Raw genomic sequence first — 20,267 nt, forward strand, 5'->3', positions numbered from 1 at the left:
TGCGGTTGCGCTCACTGGGATTCATCCTCCTATTTTACCTAGATTTTTAGAACGACAATACTTTTTTCGCTGTTTCAATTACATCCTTGTAATTTGGAAGCCAAGCTGCTTCAGCTTGTGGGAAAGCAAAAATAGTATCAGGCGCAGTTACACGTAATACAGGTGCTTCTAAACTTAAAATTGCACGGTCGTTAATTTCAGCAACAACGTTTGCGCCAACACCAGCTTGCTTTTGTGCTTCCTGTACAACAATTGCACGACCTGTTTTTTCAACAGACGCAATAATGGTTTCAATATCGATTGGACTAACCGTACGCAAGTCAATAACTTCAGCAGAATAGCCTTCCTTCGCTAATTCTTCTGCAGCTTTTAATGATTCATGGACCATAGCACCATAAGTAATAATTGAGATATCAGTTCCTTCACGTTTTACATCAGCTTTACCAAGTGGAATTGTATATTCCCCTTCAGGAACTTCTTGACGGAAAGAACGGTATAACTTCATATGTTCTAAGAAAACAACTGGGTCATTATCACGGATTGACGCGATAAGAAGACCTTTTGCATCATATGGAGTTGATGGGATAACTACCTTAACTCCAGGCTGTTGTGCCATAAGACCCTCTAAGCTGTCTGCGTGCATATCAGGTGTATGTACGCCACCACCAAATGGTGAACGGAACGTAATAGGAGCATTAAATTTGCCGCCAGTACGATAACGAAGACGAGCAGCTTGACCAGAAATAGAATCCATTACTTCATAAACAAATCCAAAAAATTGGATTTCCGGAACAGGACGGAAGCCTTGTAAACTTAGACCAATCGCTAAACCGCCAATTCCTGATTCCGCTAGTGGTGTGTCAAATACACGATCTTCCCCAAATTCTTTTTGTAGACCTTCCGTTGCACGGAAAACACCGCCGTTTACGCCCACATCTTCACCAAACACTAATACATTCGGATCATTTTTCAATTCTACACGCATTGCATCTGTAATTGCTTGAATCATTGTCATCTGAGCCATGGCTTACTTCGACTCCTTTGCTTTATAAATTTCAAATTGTTCTTTTAGGTTATAAGGCATTTCTTCATGCATGATAGACATTAAATCTGTAACCTTTTGCTTTGGTGCTGCGTCAGCTTTTTTGATTGCTTCTTTAATATCTTCTTTTGCTTGTTCAATTACTTGGTTTTCTCTTTCTTCATTCCAGATTCCTTTCTTCTCAAGGAATTTACGGAAACGTACTAGAGGGTCTTTCTTTTCCCATTCATTATCCAAATCAGCTGTACGATATCGTGTTGGATCATCTCCGGCCATTGTATGTGGACCATATCTGTAAGTTAATGTTTCGATGAATGTTGGTCCTTCACCATTAATTGCACGCTCACGTGCCTCGCGAGTTGCTGCATAAACAGCTAATGGATCCATACCATCTACTTGAATACCTGGGATACCCGCAGCAACTGCTTTTTGAGCAAGAGTTTTAGCCGCAGTTTGCTTATCAACAGGAGTTGAAATAGCAAAACGGTTATTTTGAGCAATAAAGATTGCTGGAGCTTTGTATGCACCTGCAAAGTTCATGCCTTCATAGAAATCTCCCTGAGATGTTCCACCGTCACCTGTATATGTAATGGCAACAGCTTTTACACCACGCTTTTTAAATCCTAGTGCCACACCAGCAGTTTGAACATACTGAGCACCAATAATGATTTGAGGAATAGCAACATTGACTCCTTCAGGAATCTGTCCACCCTCAAAATGACCTCTGGACCATAAAAATGCCTGATATAGAGGTAGTCCATGCCATACAATTTGCGGAACATCACGATATCCAGGTAAGATAAAATCTTCTTTTTCAAGAGCAAATTGTGAAGCAAGTTGAGATGCTTCCTGACCTGCAGTTGGAGCATAAAAACCAAGTCGTCCTTGGCGATTCAATGAAATCGAACGTTGGTCTAAAATTCGTGTATAAACCATACGGCGCATTAATTCTTGCAGTTGGTCATCAGTTAAGTCAGGCATTGCTGCTTCATTTACAACTTCGCCTTCTTCATTTAATATTTGAAGCGTTTTAAATTGATCTTCTACTACTTCGAGTACTTTCTTAGCATCGACCTGAGCGTTCTGGGTTTTAGAAGCCATTCGTCACATCTTCCTTTCTTCCATTAAAATAATGTAAAATAAATTCCTCATATTAGATTACCCAAAAACCTTAAACAACATTAGAGATTAAAATTAACTTTAACCCTGTTGCTCTGTACTATAATTTTCAAAAAAATTAATGGTACAATAAATAATTCCATATTGAGTGTACATCAACTGAATTCACTCGTCAAATACTATGTTTTATTATTTTACAACATGTATATATTATTATCTTATCTTAAATTAATAAACTCTGTACCACTAACCACTTAACTCTGTTATATTAAAATACTTTCGTTTTTTTCAATAAAAAAATCGGCTTGGCAGCCAATTTTTTACTTTCCATTATCATCTTCCAGTTTAAGCCCTGCTTCTATATAAAACTCAAGTTTTTTCTCATTATATTGTGCAGTTAGTTTATTGAATTCATCATTTGCGTCAGAAACCTGTTGATATGCTGTATTTAATTTTGTCACCTGCATTTCTAGTCTTTCATATGAAATATTCTCATCTTTTAACATTAGATATAATTCTTTGTCGCTATCGAGAGCATTTGAATAATCTGTAGAAAGCTGATTATGTACAATATACCGATTTTCCATAATTTCAAATAAATCTTCTGCTTTTTTCTTCTGCTCAGTATCTTTTATTTTACTCTTTATTTCTTCTGCTTTCCTAAATTCAGTTTTCGAAGCATTGATACTATCCTTTTCTTTCTGTAAATGAACCCTTCTTTTTTCAATTATCGAAAGTGCTTCATCAGAAAGTTTGATAATCTCATCATGTTGCTTCAAACCTATAGCCATGATTTGATTGTATTTTTCCTTTTCTTGCTTTTCTAATGCTACAAGAGGCTGTTGCTGCTCCTCAAATTCTTTTTCTGCTTGTACAACTTTTTCTAACACTTGGTACATTTTCTCAGCTGATGTCTCCTTGTTAACGCAGGCAGTTAATAAGTAAACACCTGCTAAAACAAATAAAATAATACGAGTAATTCTAAATATAGACAATTGGCAACCCCCTTACTGATTACAATTCTTACTATATCTATACTTCTAATATTTGACAATATCTCATAGAAATTATCATGTAGAACCTGGGTTATTGTAGTTACAATTAACTTTTCTGGAATTGTCTGATAGACTAAGGAATATCAATATTTTTAGTTTATAAACAGGAGTGAATAGAAACATGTTAATGATGGATGATATCATTCGAGACGGCCATCCTACACTAAGAAAAGTAGCAGCTGAAGTATCAATGCCGCCATCGGAAGAAGATAAAGAAATTCTTAAAAGTCTTTTAGAGTATGTAAAAAATAGCCAAAACCCAGAAATTTCTTCACAATACGGATTACGTCCAGGAATCGGTTTAGCTGCTCCGCAGATTAATGTTTCTAAGCGAATGATTGCTGTTCACCTCTATGATGACAAAGGAAACTTGTACAGCTATGCATTATATAACCCCAAGATTGCCAGTCATTCTGTTGAAAAAGCGTACTTAGTTTCAGGGGAAGGCTGCCTTTCTGTGGATGAAGATTTTGCAGGATACGTGGAGAGATTTGCTCGAATTACAGTAAAAGGAATTACACTGGAAGGCGAAGAAGTTAAACTCCGATTAAAAGGCCTTCCAGCGATTTGCTTTCAACACGAGATAGATCATTTAAACGGAATTATGTTTTATGATCATATTAACAAACAAGATCCTTTCAAACCAATTGAAGGTGCAATCGCTATAGAAAGATAAAAAAAGCGCAAGGGCTCTAATGCTCTTGCGCTTTCATTATATTAGCTGTAATTCTTTCAAGCCATTCCAAATTCCATCTTTGGAGACATCGGAAGTTACTAAATTTGCATTTGCTTTCGCCTCAGGAACAGCGTTGCCCATTGCAACACCGGTACCAACCGCTTTAAGCATCTCTAAATCATTCAAGCCATCACCAAACGCATAAACATCTTTTAAGTCAAACCCTAACCTATCAATCATTTGCTTTATTCCTTCGGCTTTAGAACCGCCTTTAGGTAAAACATCGACTGAATATGGATGCCACCTTATAAAATCAAATTCGGGGAAATTTTCAAAATATAGCCTTTCGTCATCAACCCTACAGAAAAGTAAGGATTGATAGATCTCATTATGGGCATAAAAAGATTTGTCTTCATCAGGATGCGGAAATAAAAGGCTTCCCATGCTTGATTCAATATAAGGATGGTATTCAATAGTGGATTTCATGGTTAATTCGTTCATAAATACTAATGGATGTTCATTATTATTTGTATCTTGTAGGAATTTTTCCAATTCTGAATGATTCAGCGGATTTTTATAAATCACTTCATTTTCAAATACAACAAACTGTCCATTAAAACTCACGTATGAATCGATATCTAGTTCTTTTTTTAAGCTTGTAAACATGAATGGCGCTCTTCCGGTTGCAATCGCTACGAACACACCATTTTCCTTTAATAAAGTGATTGCCTTTTTTGTACTGCTTGGGAGTTGTTTTTCATGATCGAGCAATGTTCCATCTATATCAAAAAAAACAATTTTCTTCATATAATCCTAACACCTCTATACGGTTTAATAATTGAATCGCATGTTTATCATTTTCCCTAATAAACACTAATCATAACAGGATTACTTGTCAATTTATTAATCTTTCATAATTCTTCCATGTTTATCCATGATAGAAATCCTGTTTATACATATAATATTAGTATAAAAAGCTTAAATTTAAAAAAATCTTTAATAATCTTACACGGCTTGCTTTACATTGGACAAGGATCGTTTAAAATAGGAAGTAAGGAGATGATCCACTATGTTAAAGAAGCTAAGAAAGAAGCTTTTAAAACAGTGGAAAGATTTACTACGAAAAAAGTCTATTGCCTAACAAAACTTTTTCGAGCCCTTCAAACTTGCGAAGGGCTCCTTCCTTATTGTAAATTGATTATCAGTGTATTTATTTTACATATTTTTTCTATAGGTCCAAGTGTTTACTTTTTAGGTGGAAAGTGAATTTACATGAAAAAAATGTAATTATTTTATATAATAGAAAAAGTCATGATCGATTAAGGAGCGAATTAATTATGGTATTTAAAGTTTATTTTCAAGAAAACAGTAAGGAAGTCCCTGTTAGAGAGAAAACAAAGGTTCTTTATGTGGAGGGAGAATCGGTAAGGGATGTCAGGAAAAAAATTAATGATCGTGGGTTTAACGTTGAATTTTTACAAGAAGTAACAGGAGCATTTTTAGAATACGAAAAACAAAATGAAGATTATAAAGTATTGGAGATTTGATATTATATGAAATTTGTAAAAAATGACCAAACCGCTGTTTTTGCATTAGGTGGTTTGGGTGAAATTGGAAAAAACACATATGCAGTACAATTTCAGGATGAAATCATCTTGATTGATGCTGGAATTAAATTCCCTGAGGATGAGCTTTTAGGGATTGATTATGTAATTCCAGATTACACCTACTTAGTAAAAAATGAAGATAAAATAAAAGGATTATTTATAACACACGGCCACGAGGACCATATTGGCGGTATTCCTTATTTGCTTCGAGAAGTAAATATTCCAATCTATGGTGGAAAACTCGCATTAGGACTAATAAAAAATAAACTAGAAGAGCATGGATTACTTAGAACCGCTAAGCTAATTCCTATCCAAGAAGACGATGTGATTAAATTCCGTAAGACGTCTGTTAGCTTTTTCCGTACAACACATAGCATTCCAGATTCATACGGTATTGTCGTTAAAACCCCACCAGGACAAATCGTCCATACGGGCGACTTCAAATTTGACTTCACTCCAGTAGGCGAACCTGCAAATTTAACTAAGATGGCTGAAATCGGAAAAGAAGGCGTTTTATGTTTACTTTCAGATAGTACTAATAGTGAAATTCCTGAATTCACGATGTCAGAGCGTTTGGTTGGAGAAAGCATTGATGATATTTTCCGAAAAGTTAGCGGGCGTGTTATTTTCGCAACCTTTGCCTCTAATATTTACAGATTGCAGCAAGTTGTAGAGGCAGCAGTAGCCAACGGCAGGAAAGTGGCTGTGTTTGGTCGAAGTATGGAATCTGCCATTACGATTGGTCAAGAACTTGGTTATATTAATGCACCGAAAGAAACTTTTATTGAAGCGAATCAAATCAACCGGCTGCCTGCAGACAAGGTAACGATTCTATGTACAGGAAGTCAAGGTGAAGCAATGGCTGCCTTATCTAGAATTGCTAACGGTACACATAGACAGATTCAAATTATTCCTGGGGATACCGTAGTTTTCTCATCTTCACCGATACCAGGAAACACTATTAGCGTTAACAGAACAATCAACATGTTGTTTAGAGCAGGTGCCGAAGTCATTCACGGTAAACTTAGTAACGTCCACACATCTGGACATGGCGGTCAAGAAGAGCAGAAACTTATGCTTCGCTTAATTAAACCGAAATTCTTTATGCCGATTCATGGTGAGTATAGAATGCAAAGAATGCATGCCAAGCTTGCGGTTGATTGTGGTGTAGAAGAAGAAAATTGTTTTATTATGGACAATGGCGAAGTGTTAGCACTTTCTGAAAACAGTGCACAAGTAGCTGGCAAAATTCCATCAGGCTCTGTCTATATTGACGGAAGCGGAATTGGCGACATTGGTAATATTGTTTTACGTGATAGAAGGATTCTCTCTGAAGAGGGCTTAGTCGTGGTGGTGGTGAGCATTAATATGAAAGATTTCAAAATCGCCTCTGGTCCTGACCTTATTTCAAGAGGATTTGTCTATATGAGAGAATCAGGAGATTTAATTAACGATGCACAAAACCTCATTACAAAGCACCTAAATAAAGTCATGGAACGAAAAACAAGTCAGTGGTCAGAAATAAAAAATGAAATTACTGATACACTAGCACCGTTCCTTTACGAAAAAACAAAACGCCGACCGATGATTTTACCAATTATTATGGAAGTTTGATAAAAAGGAAGCGCCCAATTTAATCGGAGCGCTTCCTTTTTTTATAAGATTAGTATAGGTTCTAAACTTCGATTACTGTCCAGCTCCAGCACCCTAGCGGCTAGTGTCCTTCGCTCCCCGCCCTACGATAAGTCAAGCACGAATGCGCCTACGGCTCTTCGTGTTTCCTTTATCTCAGTTGGGGCGCTCCACAAGGAACGCTTCGGCAGCATAGGCTTCGCACGAAGAAAAAGCGTTAGCTTTTTCGAGGAGGCCATACGCCGCTGACCAGGGTGCTTACGCTTTTCCTATTGCATAACCTTACGTTCAAAACGATCGATGTCTTCATCCGCACCTATAACAATCAATACATCGTTTGGTCGAATATCTTCATTTGCCTTTGGGGAAACGATAATATCCATACCTCTTTTAATAGCGACAATATTTAACCCATATTTTTTGCGTATATCTAAATCGATGATGGTATGACCGCTTATTTTACTGTTAGCGAAGATTTCAACAATACTGTGCTCATCAGATAACTCTAGATAATCCAACACACTACTCGATGCCATATTATGAGCAATTCTTCTTCCCATATCTCTTTCAGGATGTACTACCTTGTCAGCACCAATTTTCAAAAGTACTTTTTCATGATAATCATTCTGGGCTTTAACAGTGATATGATTTACACCAAGCTCCTTTAGAATTAACGTTGTTAAAATACTGGATTGAATATCATCACCAATTGCGACGATAACATGATCAAAATTACGAATACCAAGACTTTTTAGGACTGACTCATCGGTTGTATCACCAACAGCAGCATGTGAGGCAATCATCGCGTATGAATTTACTCTTTCTTCATTTTTATCAATCGCGAGCACCTCAAAACCTTCATCAGAAAGAGTTCGACAAATACTCCCACCGAATCGACCTAATCCAATGACTGCAAAATTTTTCTTCACTAAAACTCCCCCAGCGCAAATCAATTAACTATTTTCATTTTAGCATAACCAAATTATTTGAATATACTAGTTTACTCGTTGCGATTTCTTTTCAATACCTTCTTTATATAAAGATATATTAAAACTGCAACCACTGCTAGGATTAATAAAATAGGCAAATTACCTAAAAGAAAGACAATTAGCCCTGAGATAGCTGCCAAAAGCATGTTTGTGCTTTTCATAAATTGTTTTTTTGTTTTATCCCAAGTATTAAGGTCTTCATCATCAAGATTGGGAACAATGACTTTATTTTCATAAAGTGAAATGTGAATCGTGGATAGTGTGGTTTGATTTTCTAAATACTTCATTCTACCTTGAATCGTTTCGATTTCCACTTGTACTGCAGCGAGATCAGCTGAAATCTTTAAAAGGTCTTCAGTCTTCTGAGCAGATTCCATAAAAGAAGTTAACCTTTCTTCCACTACCCTTTTTGACTTTAGTCTCGACTCAAGATCGACATACTCCTCTGTTACATCTGTACCGGTAATATTTCTCTGCAGCACCTCAGCTGCCTGCCCCTCTGCGTCACGTAAAAAAGCTTGAAAATTCTTTTGGGGAATTCGAACAGTAATACTGCCACTTACTTGCTCTACACCGTCTTTAGACACATTAGACTCCGAGATATAGCCGCCATACTTTACGACATGTTCTTCTATTGTTTGTAATGTTTGTTCAAATTTCTTCACACGGAGCTGTAAGTCGGCTTGATAGATAACCATTTGGATAGGTACTTCTATTTCCGTTGGACTAACTTCATCTTGTTTTGCATTATTATCAAACGATACTTCTGATTTTTCTACTCGTTCAGCCTGTCCCGCATCCACACCTGCACTATTGTCACTACTCTTCTTCACCTCTTCACTTTTACTGTTCGAACTGCAAGCGGCTAGAAAAAGAATTAGTAAAATCAAAGTAATCATTCTCACCCATTTTTTCATTACACGTACCCCCTTATGTCTAATTATTAATACCGACGAATAAAAATTCGGATGGTTACAAAAAAATAAAAAACAGTCGGATGACTGTTTTTATTAACCTGCGTTTAACATATTAAATTGCGCTTTTACTAACCTGTAATAGTAGCCATTTGCCCCCATTAATTGTGAATGGCTGCCTCTTTCTATGATTTGTCCATGATCTAAGACAATAATTTTTTCAGCATCCCGAATAGTCGATAAGCGGTGAGCTATAATAATGGCCGTTCTGTCTTTTAAAAGTGTTTTTTATGCTTGTTAGATTTGCACCTCAGTCTCAGCATCAATGCTAGCGGTGGCTTCATCTAAAATGAGGATACGTGGATTAGCAAGCAATGCTCTTGCAAAGGAAAGCAGCTGTCGCTCTCCCACAGATAGAATATTCCCCCGCTCCTCAACTTCCGTATGATAACCATTTGATAGCTTCTTAATAAACTTATGTGCGCCTACTGACTTTGCAGCCTCTATTACCTCTTCATCAGTAGCATCTGGCCTTCCAAAGCGGATATTTTCGATAATGGTACCAGAAAAAATGAACGTATCCTGTAAAACCACACTTATCTGCTGCCGCAGGCTTTTAAGTGAAATATTCCTTATATTATGGTTATCAATAATTACCTCACCCATGGTAGGGTCGTAACTGATTATAAACCTGACCAAGTCGGGAAATAGGCTCCCAAAACATTCCTAGATAAAAAGCAAAGGACTATATTTCTACCTATTTTTGTATTTTTTTAAAATAAAAAAGACTGCTCGAATAAAACGAACAGTCTTTTGATATATCATCTACTCTGTTTTTTCTAATTCATCTAAGACACGATTGACTCTTTTTTCGAGCATTTTCATGCCGCTTCCGCCCGCTTGGAAATGACGAAGTTTGCCATCTTTATCAAAAACATAATAAGCTGGAACGTATTGATTTTCAAATGCTTCAGCTAGTTTATGTTCACTATCTACAAAAATCGGCTGATTAATTCCATGTTCCGCAGCAACCTCTTTGATCTGGTCAAGGTTTAAGTCCTCTTCAGACCTTGGCATATGAACAGCAACCACATTTAATTTATCTTTATATTGATCACGGAATTGGTTCACTTGCGGCATTGCTTCCTTACATAAGTAACAGCTGACTGACCAGAAATGAATGAGAGTAGGTTTTTCACCAACTAAATCTTCTTTCGTTACTTCTCCATTTAACCATTCCACTGCACCAGCTAAATCCGGCATTGGTTCACGTAATTTCATGATTTATCCCCTTTTTAAAAAAGACCTAACACGTGAGTTAGGTCTCGTCTTTATTTGAGTTTTTAAGAATTAAACATTAAGAGTAGCTTGTCCTGGCTTCCAGTTTGCTGGGCAAAGACCGCCTGTTTGTAACGCTTGAAGGACACGTAATGTTTCATCAACGTCACGTCCAATATTGTTGTGGTTGACAACTGAATACATTAATTCGCCTTCTGGGCTGATGATGAATAAGCCGCGAAGAGCAACACCTTCTTCTTCAATTAAAACTCCATAGTCACGTGCAACTACATGGTTAGTATCTGCTGCTAATGCATAGTTTAGTTCACCAAGACCATTGCTCTTACGGTCAGTATTAATCCAAGCTAGGTGAGTATGGATAGTATCAGTAGAAGCACCGATAACAACTGCATCTAAATCGTCAAATTCTTCAAAACGATCTGAAACTGCTGTAATTTCTGTTGGACATACGAAAGTAAAGTCCATTGGATAGAAGAATAAAACAGTCCATTTGTCATTTTTCATGTTTTCTTCAAGGCTTACTTTTCCAAATTCTTTGTTTGGTAATACGGCATCCATTTCAAATCTTGGTGCTTGCTTAGCTACCATACGTTCTGGCATGTCAAATCCCTCCAAATAATTAATAAATAGACCCTTAATTGGTTTACCCTATTTAAATCAAGAATAAACGACGATATGTAACAATTTTTTCTACTGTTTAAGTTTACCATTTTAAAACAAAAGAATAAAATAATTAGCTTTTTAAAATTATTTTGATTAATTACCTTGATACGTTATATAGCTAGTGAGAATGTCGATGGCAACTTCTATTGCATCTTCCTTCGGATTTAACTTTGCATGGTGCAGTCCAAATGTCGAATCCACTCCCAGCCAAAACATTAAGCCTGGAATTTCCTTCAGCATATATCCGAAATCCTCACCAGTCATTGCTTCCTTGCATTCAATTACATCAACAGTAGTTTGTGTCTTCATGTATTGAATGAAATCTCTTGTAATTTCCTCATCATTGTAAACCTGATGGTACATGGAGCCATAATCAATTACCGCTTCGCATTCAAAGCTGGTCTCTATCCCTTTGACCACAGCATTAATGCGCTGTTTAACCATATCCATTGACTCGTCAGAAAGGGTTCGAATCGTCCCTTCGAGTCTTGCCTTTTCTGCAATAATATTTTGAACAGTCCCGCTCGTTATTTTGCCAATGGTAATGACTGCACTATCTAATGGATTAACATTTCGAGAAATAATCGTTTGTAATTGTCCAACAAGCGAACAGGCAGCAATAACCATATCATTTGTTAGATGTGGATAGGCTGCGTGCCCTCCCTTACCTTTTAAATCGATAAACAGTTCAGAGGTATTCGCAAATAATAACCCTTCTTTAAGCGCAATTGATCCAACAGGGTATTCTGGCGCGATATGTAAGGCAAAAATTAAATCTGGCTTCCATTCCTGCATGATATCAGATTTCAGCATTGGTTCAGCGCCGCCTGGTCCCTCTTCAGCAGGTTGAAAAATAAACAAAAGGTCATCTTCGATTGGATTTTGGACAAAATGTGTTATTACACCAAGCGCAATACTCATATGAAAGTCGTGCCCACAGGCATGCATTTGCTCATTATGTGTTGAAGAAAATTCTAATCCCGTTTCTTCAACGATTGGAAGACCATCAATGTCTGCTCGATAACCAATTGTTTTCCTTGGATTTAAACCCTGAACTTTGACAAAAAGCCCAGTTTTCCATTTTCTGATGGTAATTCTCTCTTGTGATAAGGTTTCTAAGTACGACAATAAATAAGCTTGGGTTTTAAATTCTTGAAATCCTAATTCTGGTATCAGATGAAGATCGCGTCTTATTTTCACAAAAGGGTTCATTCTATCCACTCCTATACTAGAAAGAAAGCGTGGAAAATTTCCACGCTCTGCATTGTCTTATTCTATAGTTTGCGAAGCTCTTGCATGATTTCTGTTTTTGATTTTGTCTTTTCATCAATGTCTTTAATTTTTCTCGCTGGGATTCCGGCTACCACTGTATACGGCGCTACATCCATCGTTACAACTGCACCTGCAGCAACTACAGAACCTTGTCCAACCCTAACACCCTCTAATACGACGGCATTTGCACCAATTAAAACATCATCCTCGATAATGACAGGCTGTGCGGACGGTGGTTCAATAACACCAGCCAAAACTGTACCGGCACCAATGTGACAATTCTTACCTACAGTTGCTCTGCCGCCAAGAACAGCCCCCATGTCAATCATCGTTTTTTCACCAATAACTGCTCCAATGTTAATAACGGCACCCATCATGATAACAGCATTATCACCAATCTCTACTTGGTCACGAATTGTGACTCCTGGTTCAATACGTGCATTTATATTTTTAGTATTTAATAATGGAATCGCAGAATTACGGCGATCATTTTCAACTACATAATCCTCAATTTTTGCTTGGTTGGATTCTAAGGCAGGATTAATAACAGACCATTCACCAAAGACAACTCCTGTATTACCATTTATAAAGGTTTTAGAATTGCTTCCAAAGTCAATTCCCTCCAAATCCCCTTTTACATACACCTTAACAGGTGTTGATTTTTTACTGTTTTGAATGAAAGAAATAATTTCGTTCGCATCCATCATTTTCATATTACTCCCTCCAAATATAGTTAAAATTTACTTTACCAAACAGCAGTATTGAAAACAAGACAATCATTGGCTGTTTTTACTACTGTATTCTTTAATAAGGTCTACAAATGCCTGTACCTGTTTTAGTTGAAAGGATGACTCATACGCTAATAACCATGTATCACGTTTAAGAGAATCGCCATTTTCATCTAGTAACGGTACTTTATAAATTTCCTTTTCTGTGCTATTTAAAGTTATTCCCGGTAAGATTGAATATCCTAAACCATTAAAGGTTAATTGCTTACACGTCTCAATTTGATCAACAACTATGGTTCTTTTTGGTGAAGTTTTAAACTGGCGCATCCACCAATCCTGGATTTCCTGATAATAATTAGAATCACTTTTAAATTGGATAAAAGGTCTATCCGTTTCCAATAGCTGTTCAGGTCTGGTAATATCTCTGTCTACTAAATAAAGGGGATCGCTGAATAATTTAATCTTTACCCCTTTCCAATCAGGCATTCCCCGAATGATACCGATATGTACTTGATCGTCATATAGACTTTTCAGTATTTCACTGCTCCATCCAGTAATTAAAGAAATTTTTGCTTGCGGATAAGCATCACTATACTTTTTTAAAACTGGTGGCAGCCAATTTTGACCTACTATTGAAGCAACGGCAATTTTCAATGTTCCAGATACTCCTGATTGCAGAGAGTGAATTGTTTCACGAACCTTTTCTTCTTTAATCAGCACCTCATTTACAAATTGAATAATATGTTCGCCAGCAGGGGTTAGCGAGAGTCCCTTTTGGGATCGGATAAATAATTTAGTTCCCCACTCTTTCTCAATGGTTTGTAAACGCTGAGACAGTGCGGGTTGTGATACAAAAAGCCTCTCCGAAGCTTTGCGCATATTCATTTCTTGAGCTAAAACAGATAATAACTGAAATTCAGATATTGAAGACAAAACCATCCACCTTTAGGTTTATTTAATTACCGCATTACTTATTATATAGAGAAAATTAAAACTTTTCATTAGTAAGTATATATTTATACAGAAAAATAGCCCTGCAATTAAGATGCAGAGCCTTGTTCTTTTTTAGGAATAAATGATATCAGAATAAAACTAATCAGGGCGAAGGTTAGTACAACATAATAAACCCAATGTAAGGATTGAGTCAGCCCATCCTGAAGAAGTTCCCGTACTGATTCAGATAAATTAGAACGCTCATCTTCTTTTAATAAAAGATTCGCTGAATCAACCGTTAACGTTCCTTCCGATTTACCCGCATGATCACTTAGATAATGAGCTAGCCGGTTATTAAGAATACCTCCAAGTAAAGCTGCTCCAATGGTGTTTCCTAGATTCCTCATAAACATATTGGCAGCTGTTGCGATTCCTCTTTGCTGCCAGCTGACTGTGCTTTGAATAGAAACAATAAATGCTGTAGAGGTTAATCCCATTCCAAAACCTACAATAAAGGAACCTACTGCCGCCCATAGAGGTCCAGAGGTTGCGGTCATTGTCACAAATACAAAGCTGCCAATTAATAAGGCTACGCCTCCAATAAGAGACGTTTTACGGTATCCTAAGGAAATTAGCATTTTCCCAGACATAGTTGACGCAATCGGCCATCCAATGGACATAGCTGTTAATGTAAATCCGGCAACAATCGGTGTTTGTTCCATTACCCCTTGAACAAATGTAGGGAGAAAACTCGAAATTCCAATTAACATAATCCCAGTAGTTAAAGAAGTAACATTGGCAACAAAAATAGAGCGTTCCCTCCAGATATTAAATGGCATTACCGGTTCTTTTGCCCGGCCTTCATGATAGACAAATGCTGTAATCGTTACAATAAATAGGATTATCAAGCTTAGTACCTGCCAGGAGCCCCATGGCCATCGCCCCCCGCCCTCGACGAGCAAGAACATTAATGTAGAAATAGACACCGTTAATAAAAATGCACCTATGTAATCAATCTCATGTTTTTTCTTTTCAACTTTTTCGTGCAGGAACATACCTAGAGCAACTAAAGATAGAATTCCAAGTGGAATGTTAATCCAAAAGACATAATGCCAGCTAACATATTGAACAAGCAATCCACCAACTGCTGGCCCCGTAACAGCAGAGATCCCCCAAACGCTGGCTAGGTAGCCCTGAACTTTTGCTCTTTCCTCAGCAGAATATATATCCCCAACGATAGTGGTTGCAATGGGCGTAACGGCTCCAGCACCAAACCCCTGGATTAATCGAAAGATAATCAGTGATTCCATCGATGTTGCAAAGCCACAAAGAATGGACCCAATTAAGAAAATGATGATTCCAAAAAAGAGAATAGGCTTTCTTCCGAATAGGTCAGATAATTTCCCATAAATAAGAACTGTTACCGCATTCATTAATAGATATGCAGAGAAAACCCAGCTGTAGAGAGTAAAGTCACCTAGGTCGGCAACAATAGCAGGCATCGCAGTTGAAACAATTGTGGCTTCAATGGCCCCCATAAACATAGCAAGCATTACAGCTGCTAATACAAGCGGTCTATTTGTCTGCCCTTTTTTATATTTGAGATTTAGAACACCCATTTTACACCTCTAATAAAATAATACAGCCCCCTTATGGGAGCTTATTTATCACTTTTATTCATCTTGTTTACATCTAAATTCAGCTGCATTAACACTGTACTTCTTGGCAAAATCCCTTCAAAATACCCATCCTCTGTATCAACACAAAGAAAAGGATGGTTCACTAACAGTCTAAGACAAGTTCGGATTGAAGCTGTTATCTTTACACGTGGAACAGAAACATTCATTACCTCTTCCACTCTTTTTTTTTCAAGCTGTTCAAATTCAATTCGTTCAAGTCCAAGTATAGAATCCATAATTATGGGTGTACTAATCAAACCATGTAGTTTATAATGCGGATCGAGTACGGGAATGGCCGTATAACCACTTTTTGTTAAAACCAATAATGCATGTTCAAGACTATTACCAACCTGCACATGAGCGACACGCTCGGAAGGTATCATTAATTTTCGAATATCTATCTCTAAAAATTCACCACTGTGAAGACTTATCATCGCCGAAAACTCCTCAATGTTTGTTTTACCACAAGTATATTCTACCATAGTTTTCGGAGAACTGGTTTTTTTTATGAAAACGTAATAAATATGGATCTGTTGAACAGGACTAAAAAAGATAGGAACCGTAAACGGTTCCTACTGAATTAGATCAAATATTTCAATGGTAATCATGTCTACATTATCAAATTGATAACGCTTTGGTTTTTCCTTTTCATTATATATTTCTAATTCAAATGTTTCTGTTTTTGGATGAAATGTTACTTGACACTTTCTTTCGCCATTCACTTCGAAATAGCGTTGTGCCGGTTCACCTCCATTAGATTGTTCCTGAAGGTTTTTTAACCGTGTTAATATTCCTTGAAGCTGTGACATATGCTCCGTCTCCTTTCAAACACAAGCAAACTTTCTACTGTTATGTTTCTCTTTTAGCATATTTTATATCCTTAAGGATTTTTTCCAGAAATTATCCGCAGGTAATATGCCAATATTAAAAGAATAAAATAACAGACAGCATTTGTCCAAGTATAAATGAAAAAAATAGGAAGTTTTTTTTCAAAACGAGCTTTTTGCGTTCTCCAAGATAGAATCGGGTATATTATTATACAAAAATTGATCCACTTTCCAACCACCATCAACTTTTTTTAACAATACGCCCTCATAATGATCGTCATAACCAACTGGACCATCCGTTGAGGCAGGGAAAAATTCAAAGACATAAATACTATCAATAGAAATGATTACTTTAGTCTGGTCTGTATATTGAAAAAAGGGAATATAATATGGTGCAAATCCGAGCCATATGTAACAAATTCACCTTCTTCTTCAAAAATATTCTCCTTCCAAAACAAATTTTGATAGCTTTTTGAAAAATAAGGATCTAATAAGTCAATAATTTCGTTTTTTGTCCTGGTTTTTTCACTAAGAGAAACCTGAACTTGGAAGGCATCCTGTAACAAGCTAAACACTTCCTTTTTAGTGTTTAGATTCACTTTTGCATTTGGAGATAAAGGGATTAATAATAGTACCACGAGGAGTAATAGTAACGTTTTCTTCATTTCCTTTTCCCCCTGCTCTATAAAAATGTATGTATTATTCATTTTAACAACAATTATTCCTCTTAATCGCAAAAATAAATCGTAAAAAAACACCAGCAATAGACATTAAACCACAAATTATTTAGATTCATTGCTCGCGAACTTAACGAAAAATCTGTATAAAAAATAGGCCTCCACAAGAGGCCCTATTGTAAAAAGGTAATTGCTATGAACAGGATGATAAACAGAAGCAATGCAAAAAATATACCCCAAGCCAAAAAAATCGGATTGCCCAGATAAACATGTTTTTGTACTGGTTTAGGGATTTCTGTATCAATTTCTCCTTCAACCGCTTTTTGTTGTCTGCCGACAGACCATGTATATATAAGCGAAACCGCAAGAATACCAACAATAACAATTGAGAGTGCATTAACAAATAGATTCATGAGCGATTTCTCCTTTAATAAAGTTACTATTAAAATTCCACTCGATGAACAATTCTATACTTAAATAGTTATAACAATTGGTCATTCTCAAATAAATATTGATAGGTAATATCGATAAACAAATAGTCATTTCCGTTTATTGGAATGGAGAATGTACGAATAGTTTCACCTGTCTCAATATCACTATATAAATCAGACAATATTCCCTTACCTTCATTTCTCATTTTGATGATATTTTCTAAAAAATATGGACGCCAGCTCCAATTCTTTTGGATATATTCCTTCTGGGTATACCAGCCACTTTCTCCCTTAAAAATATTTGAAGATTTTTGAAAGCCATCTTCATCACATACATACATTCGAAAGGCAATTTGATTCATTTCTTTAACAAGCGATACGAATAACTCTTCGTAATTTGCCTTTTTATTCTTGATTAAAATGTCTTGTACCTTCGTTTGAAAATATTCAGCAGCAGAATAAATAGCTTCAAGTTTCCTCTTCTCATAGGCAATAAATTCATGGAATTTCCCTTTTAAACGCTCTTTGAGTAGTTCACGGTCGATAAACTCTGATGCAGGAGGATGGAGATAAAACCCTTGGTAATACCTCCCGCCATTTTTCCATGCAAATTGAAGCTGATAACTCATTTCAATATTTTCAAAAAGTAAGGTGGCTCCAATTTTCCTTGCTAATAATGACAAAGAGAATAATACATCCGTAAAGCTTGCAGCAGTCGCTGTATTTGATTTTAACGGCTGTAAATTTATTTTTATAATTTCTGGATTTAACTGACCGATTCTTTCAAAATAATTTGTATTACTATCAATACTAGCAATGGCAACCTTTATGCCATACGTCCGGTAATATTGTAATAAGTGATCTAATTGAGCAAAATCGCCTTTATAATTTCCTTCAGAAATTTCAAGGACTATCCTCTTTAAATTCAAACCCCTTTTTTCAAAAGCCAAAAGTTCTTGTAGAAATGGCTCTCCATGCCGATACATGAGTAAATCGGCATCACGATTCAAATAGATACTGACATCATCCTCAAGCTCGAATGCGAGTTCTAGGGCTTTTTGAACTAACAATAGATCAACTTCATACTTATATTCCTCTGGAATTTGATCATCAAGAAAAAAATTCCCCAAACTGATGATGTTACCTTCTGATCGATATCTACCCAAAACCTCATATGCAATGATACGCTGCTCATCTGCACTAAAAATTGGTTGAAAATAAGGAATGACATTTTCAAGATCCGTTAGGATATCCAATGCATCCATTCAAGTACCCTCCGCAAAAAAGATTTTCCTCATTATACCATATCCTTATATACAATACGCTTAACCTGCATAACTTGTTCTATTCCAAAAGGATACCATCATAGGCATCGTTCACCAACCAAATGATAATATCAAGTCCATATGAATGGAGGATTCCTTTTTGAAAAGACTTTGCTTATTGGTATCAATTCTTCCACTGTTTGGATGTAATAATACTGTTGAAGCTGTTTCACCACATTCTGATAAACCGAACTATACACAAATATACGAGCAAGTACCGAGTCCTGCTATGCAGAAAACAGAAAATCCCGCCACTACCAATACAACTTGTTGCTTTTTGGAACTAAATTTAATGTTTATGAATTTTTTATACATTTTCGAATATGAACTATTGTATACCTTTTATGGTAGACTTTCACTGGCATATCACTTGCAAAATTGCCCATTATTAAAGAGAATACAAGTTGACTCATTTTTTAACACAGATAAAAAAATGGAGATAGGTTGGTAGATGAATGATGCCCAAAAAAATGAAAAGGAGAACCTTCCTAAAAAGTACGTTTGGTACATTTCTTACTGTTCTTGGTCTTGGTTCAGGCGGTTACTTTTATTCCAATCGAATTGAACCTTCACTCCTTGAAATAAATAAATTAGATATTAAACATTCCTTAATTCCCAGTAGTTTTAACGGGGTGAAAATAGTCCAATTTAGCGATACTCATTTAGGTTTTCATTATAATGTAAACCAACTAAAAAATTTAGTTAAAAAAATCAATCAGATACAGCCTGACTTAATTTTTTTCACAGGTGACTTATTGGACGAGCCCAATAAATATGATGAAATAAACAAAATTCCCCCGATTTTACAGCAACTAAAGGCACCAATGGGTAAATATTGTATTTATGGGAACCACGACCACGGTGGCTATGGGTCAGAAATCTATAGAAACCTTATGGAAATATCTAATTTCACCGTCTTGCTAAACGAATCACATCTCATTAAACAAAAGGATGGGAGATATATTTCATTACTTGGAATTGATGACCATATGCTAGGAAAACCAGATTTGGCACAAGCAATGAAACAGGTACCAGAGAGCTCGTTTAAACTCCTTTTGTCACACGCTCCGGATGTTGCGGATGAAGCCTCCACCTATCAAATCCATTGGCAGTTAAGCGGTCATAGCCATGGAGGGCAGGTAAAAATACCTTTTATAGGTGCACTTGTTATCCCTCCTTATGCACAAAATTACCCAGAAGGTTATTACTCCATTGGTGAGACTAATCCTTTGTCATTATACGTAAATAGAGGAATTGGTACGACAAGGCTTCCTTTTCGTTTCATGGCAAAACCCGAATTAACAGTATATACATTATTCTCATCAGAAACAGATTAAAAAAATCCTTACAAGTATTTGAAAGGATTTTTTTATTTATAAAGGTAAAAAGTTCACATTTT

At 36.4% G+C, this 20,267-nt stretch carries 21 protein-coding genes and 1 pseudogene; 4 read left to right on the forward strand and 18 right to left on the reverse strand.

All coding sequences use genetic code 11. The annotated features are described in order from the left end of the window. Nucleotides 1–46: 46 nt before the first annotated feature. The 3 genes from J2Y03_RS07185 to J2Y03_RS07195 all read right to left on the reverse strand — a co-directional run bounded on the left by J2Y03_RS07185 (nucleotide 47) and on the right by J2Y03_RS07195 (nucleotide 3,156). On the reverse strand, nucleotides 47–1,024 hold the full coding sequence (locus J2Y03_RS07185) for an alpha-ketoacid dehydrogenase subunit beta (protein WP_310192327.1): 978 nt from the start codon (nucleotides 1,022–1,024) through the stop codon (nucleotides 47–49). Nucleotides 1,025–1,027: 3 nt separating this feature from the next. Beyond that, on the reverse strand, nucleotides 1,028–2,143 hold the full coding sequence (gene pdhA / locus J2Y03_RS07190) for a pyruvate dehydrogenase (acetyl-transferring) E1 component subunit alpha (RefSeq protein WP_132085795.1): 1,116 nt from the start codon (nucleotides 2,141–2,143) through the stop codon (nucleotides 1,028–1,030). A 338-nt stretch (nucleotides 2,144–2,481) separates the two neighbouring features. Further along, nucleotides 2,482–3,156, reverse strand: a complete 675-nt coding sequence (locus tag J2Y03_RS07195) for a YkyA family protein (protein WP_310192330.1) — start codon at nucleotides 3,154–3,156, stop codon at nucleotides 2,482–2,484. A gap of 181 nt (nucleotides 3,157–3,337) precedes the next feature. On the opposite strand from J2Y03_RS07195, the gene def reads away from it, so the two are divergent. Continuing rightward, complete coding sequence (gene def / locus J2Y03_RS07200; RefSeq protein ID WP_310192334.1) at nucleotides 3,338–3,892, forward strand: peptide deformylase; 555 nt, start codon at nucleotides 3,338–3,340, stop codon at nucleotides 3,890–3,892. A gap of 36 nt (nucleotides 3,893–3,928) precedes the next feature. Here the strand turns inward: def and J2Y03_RS07205 are convergent, their stop codons facing one another. Next, nucleotides 3,929–4,699, reverse strand: coding sequence for a Cof-type HAD-IIB family hydrolase (locus J2Y03_RS07205; RefSeq protein ID WP_310192337.1), 771 nt, complete (start codon nucleotides 4,697–4,699; stop codon nucleotides 3,929–3,931). A 530-nt stretch (nucleotides 4,700–5,229) separates the two neighbouring features. Between J2Y03_RS07205 and J2Y03_RS07210 the strand changes: the two genes are divergently transcribed. Together J2Y03_RS07210 and rnjA are read left to right on the forward strand one after the other, a co-directional pair. Next, nucleotides 5,230–5,439 (forward strand): DNA-dependent RNA polymerase subunit epsilon, encoded by a 210-nt coding sequence (locus J2Y03_RS07210; RefSeq protein WP_132085789.1) that lies wholly within the window; start codon nucleotides 5,230–5,232, stop codon nucleotides 5,437–5,439. Nucleotides 5,440–5,445: 6 nt separating this feature from the next. Then, complete coding sequence (gene rnjA, locus J2Y03_RS07215; protein ID WP_310192339.1) at nucleotides 5,446–7,113, forward strand: ribonuclease J1; 1,668 nt, start codon at nucleotides 5,446–5,448, stop codon at nucleotides 7,111–7,113. A 287-nt stretch (nucleotides 7,114–7,400) separates the two neighbouring features. On the opposite strand, the gene J2Y03_RS07220 is transcribed toward rnjA, so the two are convergent. The 14 genes and pseudogenes from J2Y03_RS07220 to J2Y03_RS07285 form a co-directional block, all read right to left on the reverse strand. Then, nucleotides 7,401–8,060: a potassium channel family protein gene (locus tag J2Y03_RS07220; RefSeq protein ID WP_132085785.1), complete on the reverse strand. Its 660-nt coding sequence runs from the start codon at nucleotides 8,058–8,060 to the stop codon at nucleotides 7,401–7,403. A gap of 71 nt (nucleotides 8,061–8,131) precedes the next feature. Further along, a complete protein-coding gene (locus J2Y03_RS07225) occupies nucleotides 8,132–9,037 on the reverse strand; it encodes a DUF4349 domain-containing protein (protein WP_310192343.1) in 906 nt (301 codons plus the stop codon). 93 nt (nucleotides 9,038–9,130) lie between these two features. After that, nucleotides 9,131–9,779, reverse strand: a pseudogene (locus tag J2Y03_RS07230) (ABC transporter ATP-binding protein); the annotation flags it as partial. 80 nt (nucleotides 9,780–9,859) lie between these two features. Then, entirely contained in the window at nucleotides 9,860–10,315 is a 456-nt protein-coding gene (locus tag J2Y03_RS07235; protein ID WP_310192345.1) for a TlpA family protein disulfide reductase, read from the reverse strand. Nucleotides 10,316–10,384: 69 nt separating this feature from the next. Beyond that, nucleotides 10,385–10,933, reverse strand: coding sequence for a peroxiredoxin (locus tag J2Y03_RS07240; protein WP_132085779.1), 549 nt, complete (start codon nucleotides 10,931–10,933; stop codon nucleotides 10,385–10,387). Between the two features lie 156 nt (nucleotides 10,934–11,089). Then, nucleotides 11,090–12,208 carry an N-acetyldiaminopimelate deacetylase gene (locus J2Y03_RS07245; protein WP_396954178.1) on the reverse strand — a complete coding sequence of 373 codons (1,119 nt, stop codon included), beginning with the start codon at nucleotides 12,206–12,208 and terminating at the stop codon, nucleotides 11,090–11,092. Between the two features lie 62 nt (nucleotides 12,209–12,270). After that, the gene (dapD, locus tag J2Y03_RS07250; protein WP_310192350.1) at nucleotides 12,271–12,981 is read right to left on the reverse strand and encodes a 2,3,4,5-tetrahydropyridine-2,6-dicarboxylate N-acetyltransferase; all 711 of its coding nucleotides are present in this window, start codon (nucleotides 12,979–12,981) and stop codon (nucleotides 12,271–12,273) included. A gap of 63 nt (nucleotides 12,982–13,044) precedes the next feature. Beyond that, nucleotides 13,045–13,929 carry a LysR family transcriptional regulator gene (locus tag J2Y03_RS07255; protein WP_132085773.1) on the reverse strand — a complete coding sequence of 295 codons (885 nt, stop codon included), beginning with the start codon at nucleotides 13,927–13,929 and terminating at the stop codon, nucleotides 13,045–13,047. Between the two features lie 107 nt (nucleotides 13,930–14,036). Continuing rightward, a complete protein-coding gene (locus tag J2Y03_RS07260) occupies nucleotides 14,037–15,548 on the reverse strand; it encodes an MDR family MFS transporter (protein WP_310192354.1) in 1,512 nt (503 codons plus the stop codon). Between the two features lie 41 nt (nucleotides 15,549–15,589). After that, nucleotides 15,590–16,042, reverse strand: coding sequence for a cyclic-di-AMP-binding protein CbpB (gene cbpB, locus J2Y03_RS07265; RefSeq protein WP_132085769.1), 453 nt, complete (start codon nucleotides 16,040–16,042; stop codon nucleotides 15,590–15,592). A 138-nt stretch (nucleotides 16,043–16,180) separates the two neighbouring features. Continuing rightward, nucleotides 16,181–16,417, reverse strand: a complete 237-nt coding sequence (locus tag J2Y03_RS07270) for a YkuJ family protein (RefSeq protein WP_045515459.1) — start codon at nucleotides 16,415–16,417, stop codon at nucleotides 16,181–16,183. Between the two features lie 365 nt (nucleotides 16,418–16,782). Next, nucleotides 16,783–17,100 carry a DUF3993 domain-containing protein gene (locus J2Y03_RS07275; protein WP_310192360.1) on the reverse strand — a complete coding sequence of 106 codons (318 nt, stop codon included), beginning with the start codon at nucleotides 17,098–17,100 and terminating at the stop codon, nucleotides 16,783–16,785. Between the two features lie 185 nt (nucleotides 17,101–17,285). After that, nucleotides 17,286–17,525 (reverse strand): hypothetical protein, encoded by a 240-nt coding sequence (locus J2Y03_RS07280; protein ID WP_132085765.1) that lies wholly within the window; start codon nucleotides 17,523–17,525, stop codon nucleotides 17,286–17,288. A gap of 68 nt (nucleotides 17,526–17,593) precedes the next feature. Further along, on the reverse strand, nucleotides 17,594–18,808 hold the full coding sequence (locus J2Y03_RS07285; RefSeq protein WP_310192362.1) for an EAL domain-containing protein: 1,215 nt from the start codon (nucleotides 18,806–18,808) through the stop codon (nucleotides 17,594–17,596). Between the two features lie 518 nt (nucleotides 18,809–19,326). Here J2Y03_RS07285 and J2Y03_RS07290 point away from each other — a divergent pair. After that, entirely contained in the window at nucleotides 19,327–20,205 is an 879-nt protein-coding gene (locus J2Y03_RS07290; RefSeq protein ID WP_132086323.1) for a metallophosphoesterase, read from the forward strand. Nucleotides 20,206–20,267: the final 62 nt, after the last annotated feature.

This window comes from Neobacillus niacini (assembly GCF_031457145.1).
GTDB lineage: Bacteria > Bacillota > Bacilli > Bacillales > Cytobacillaceae > Neobacillus > Neobacillus niacini_J.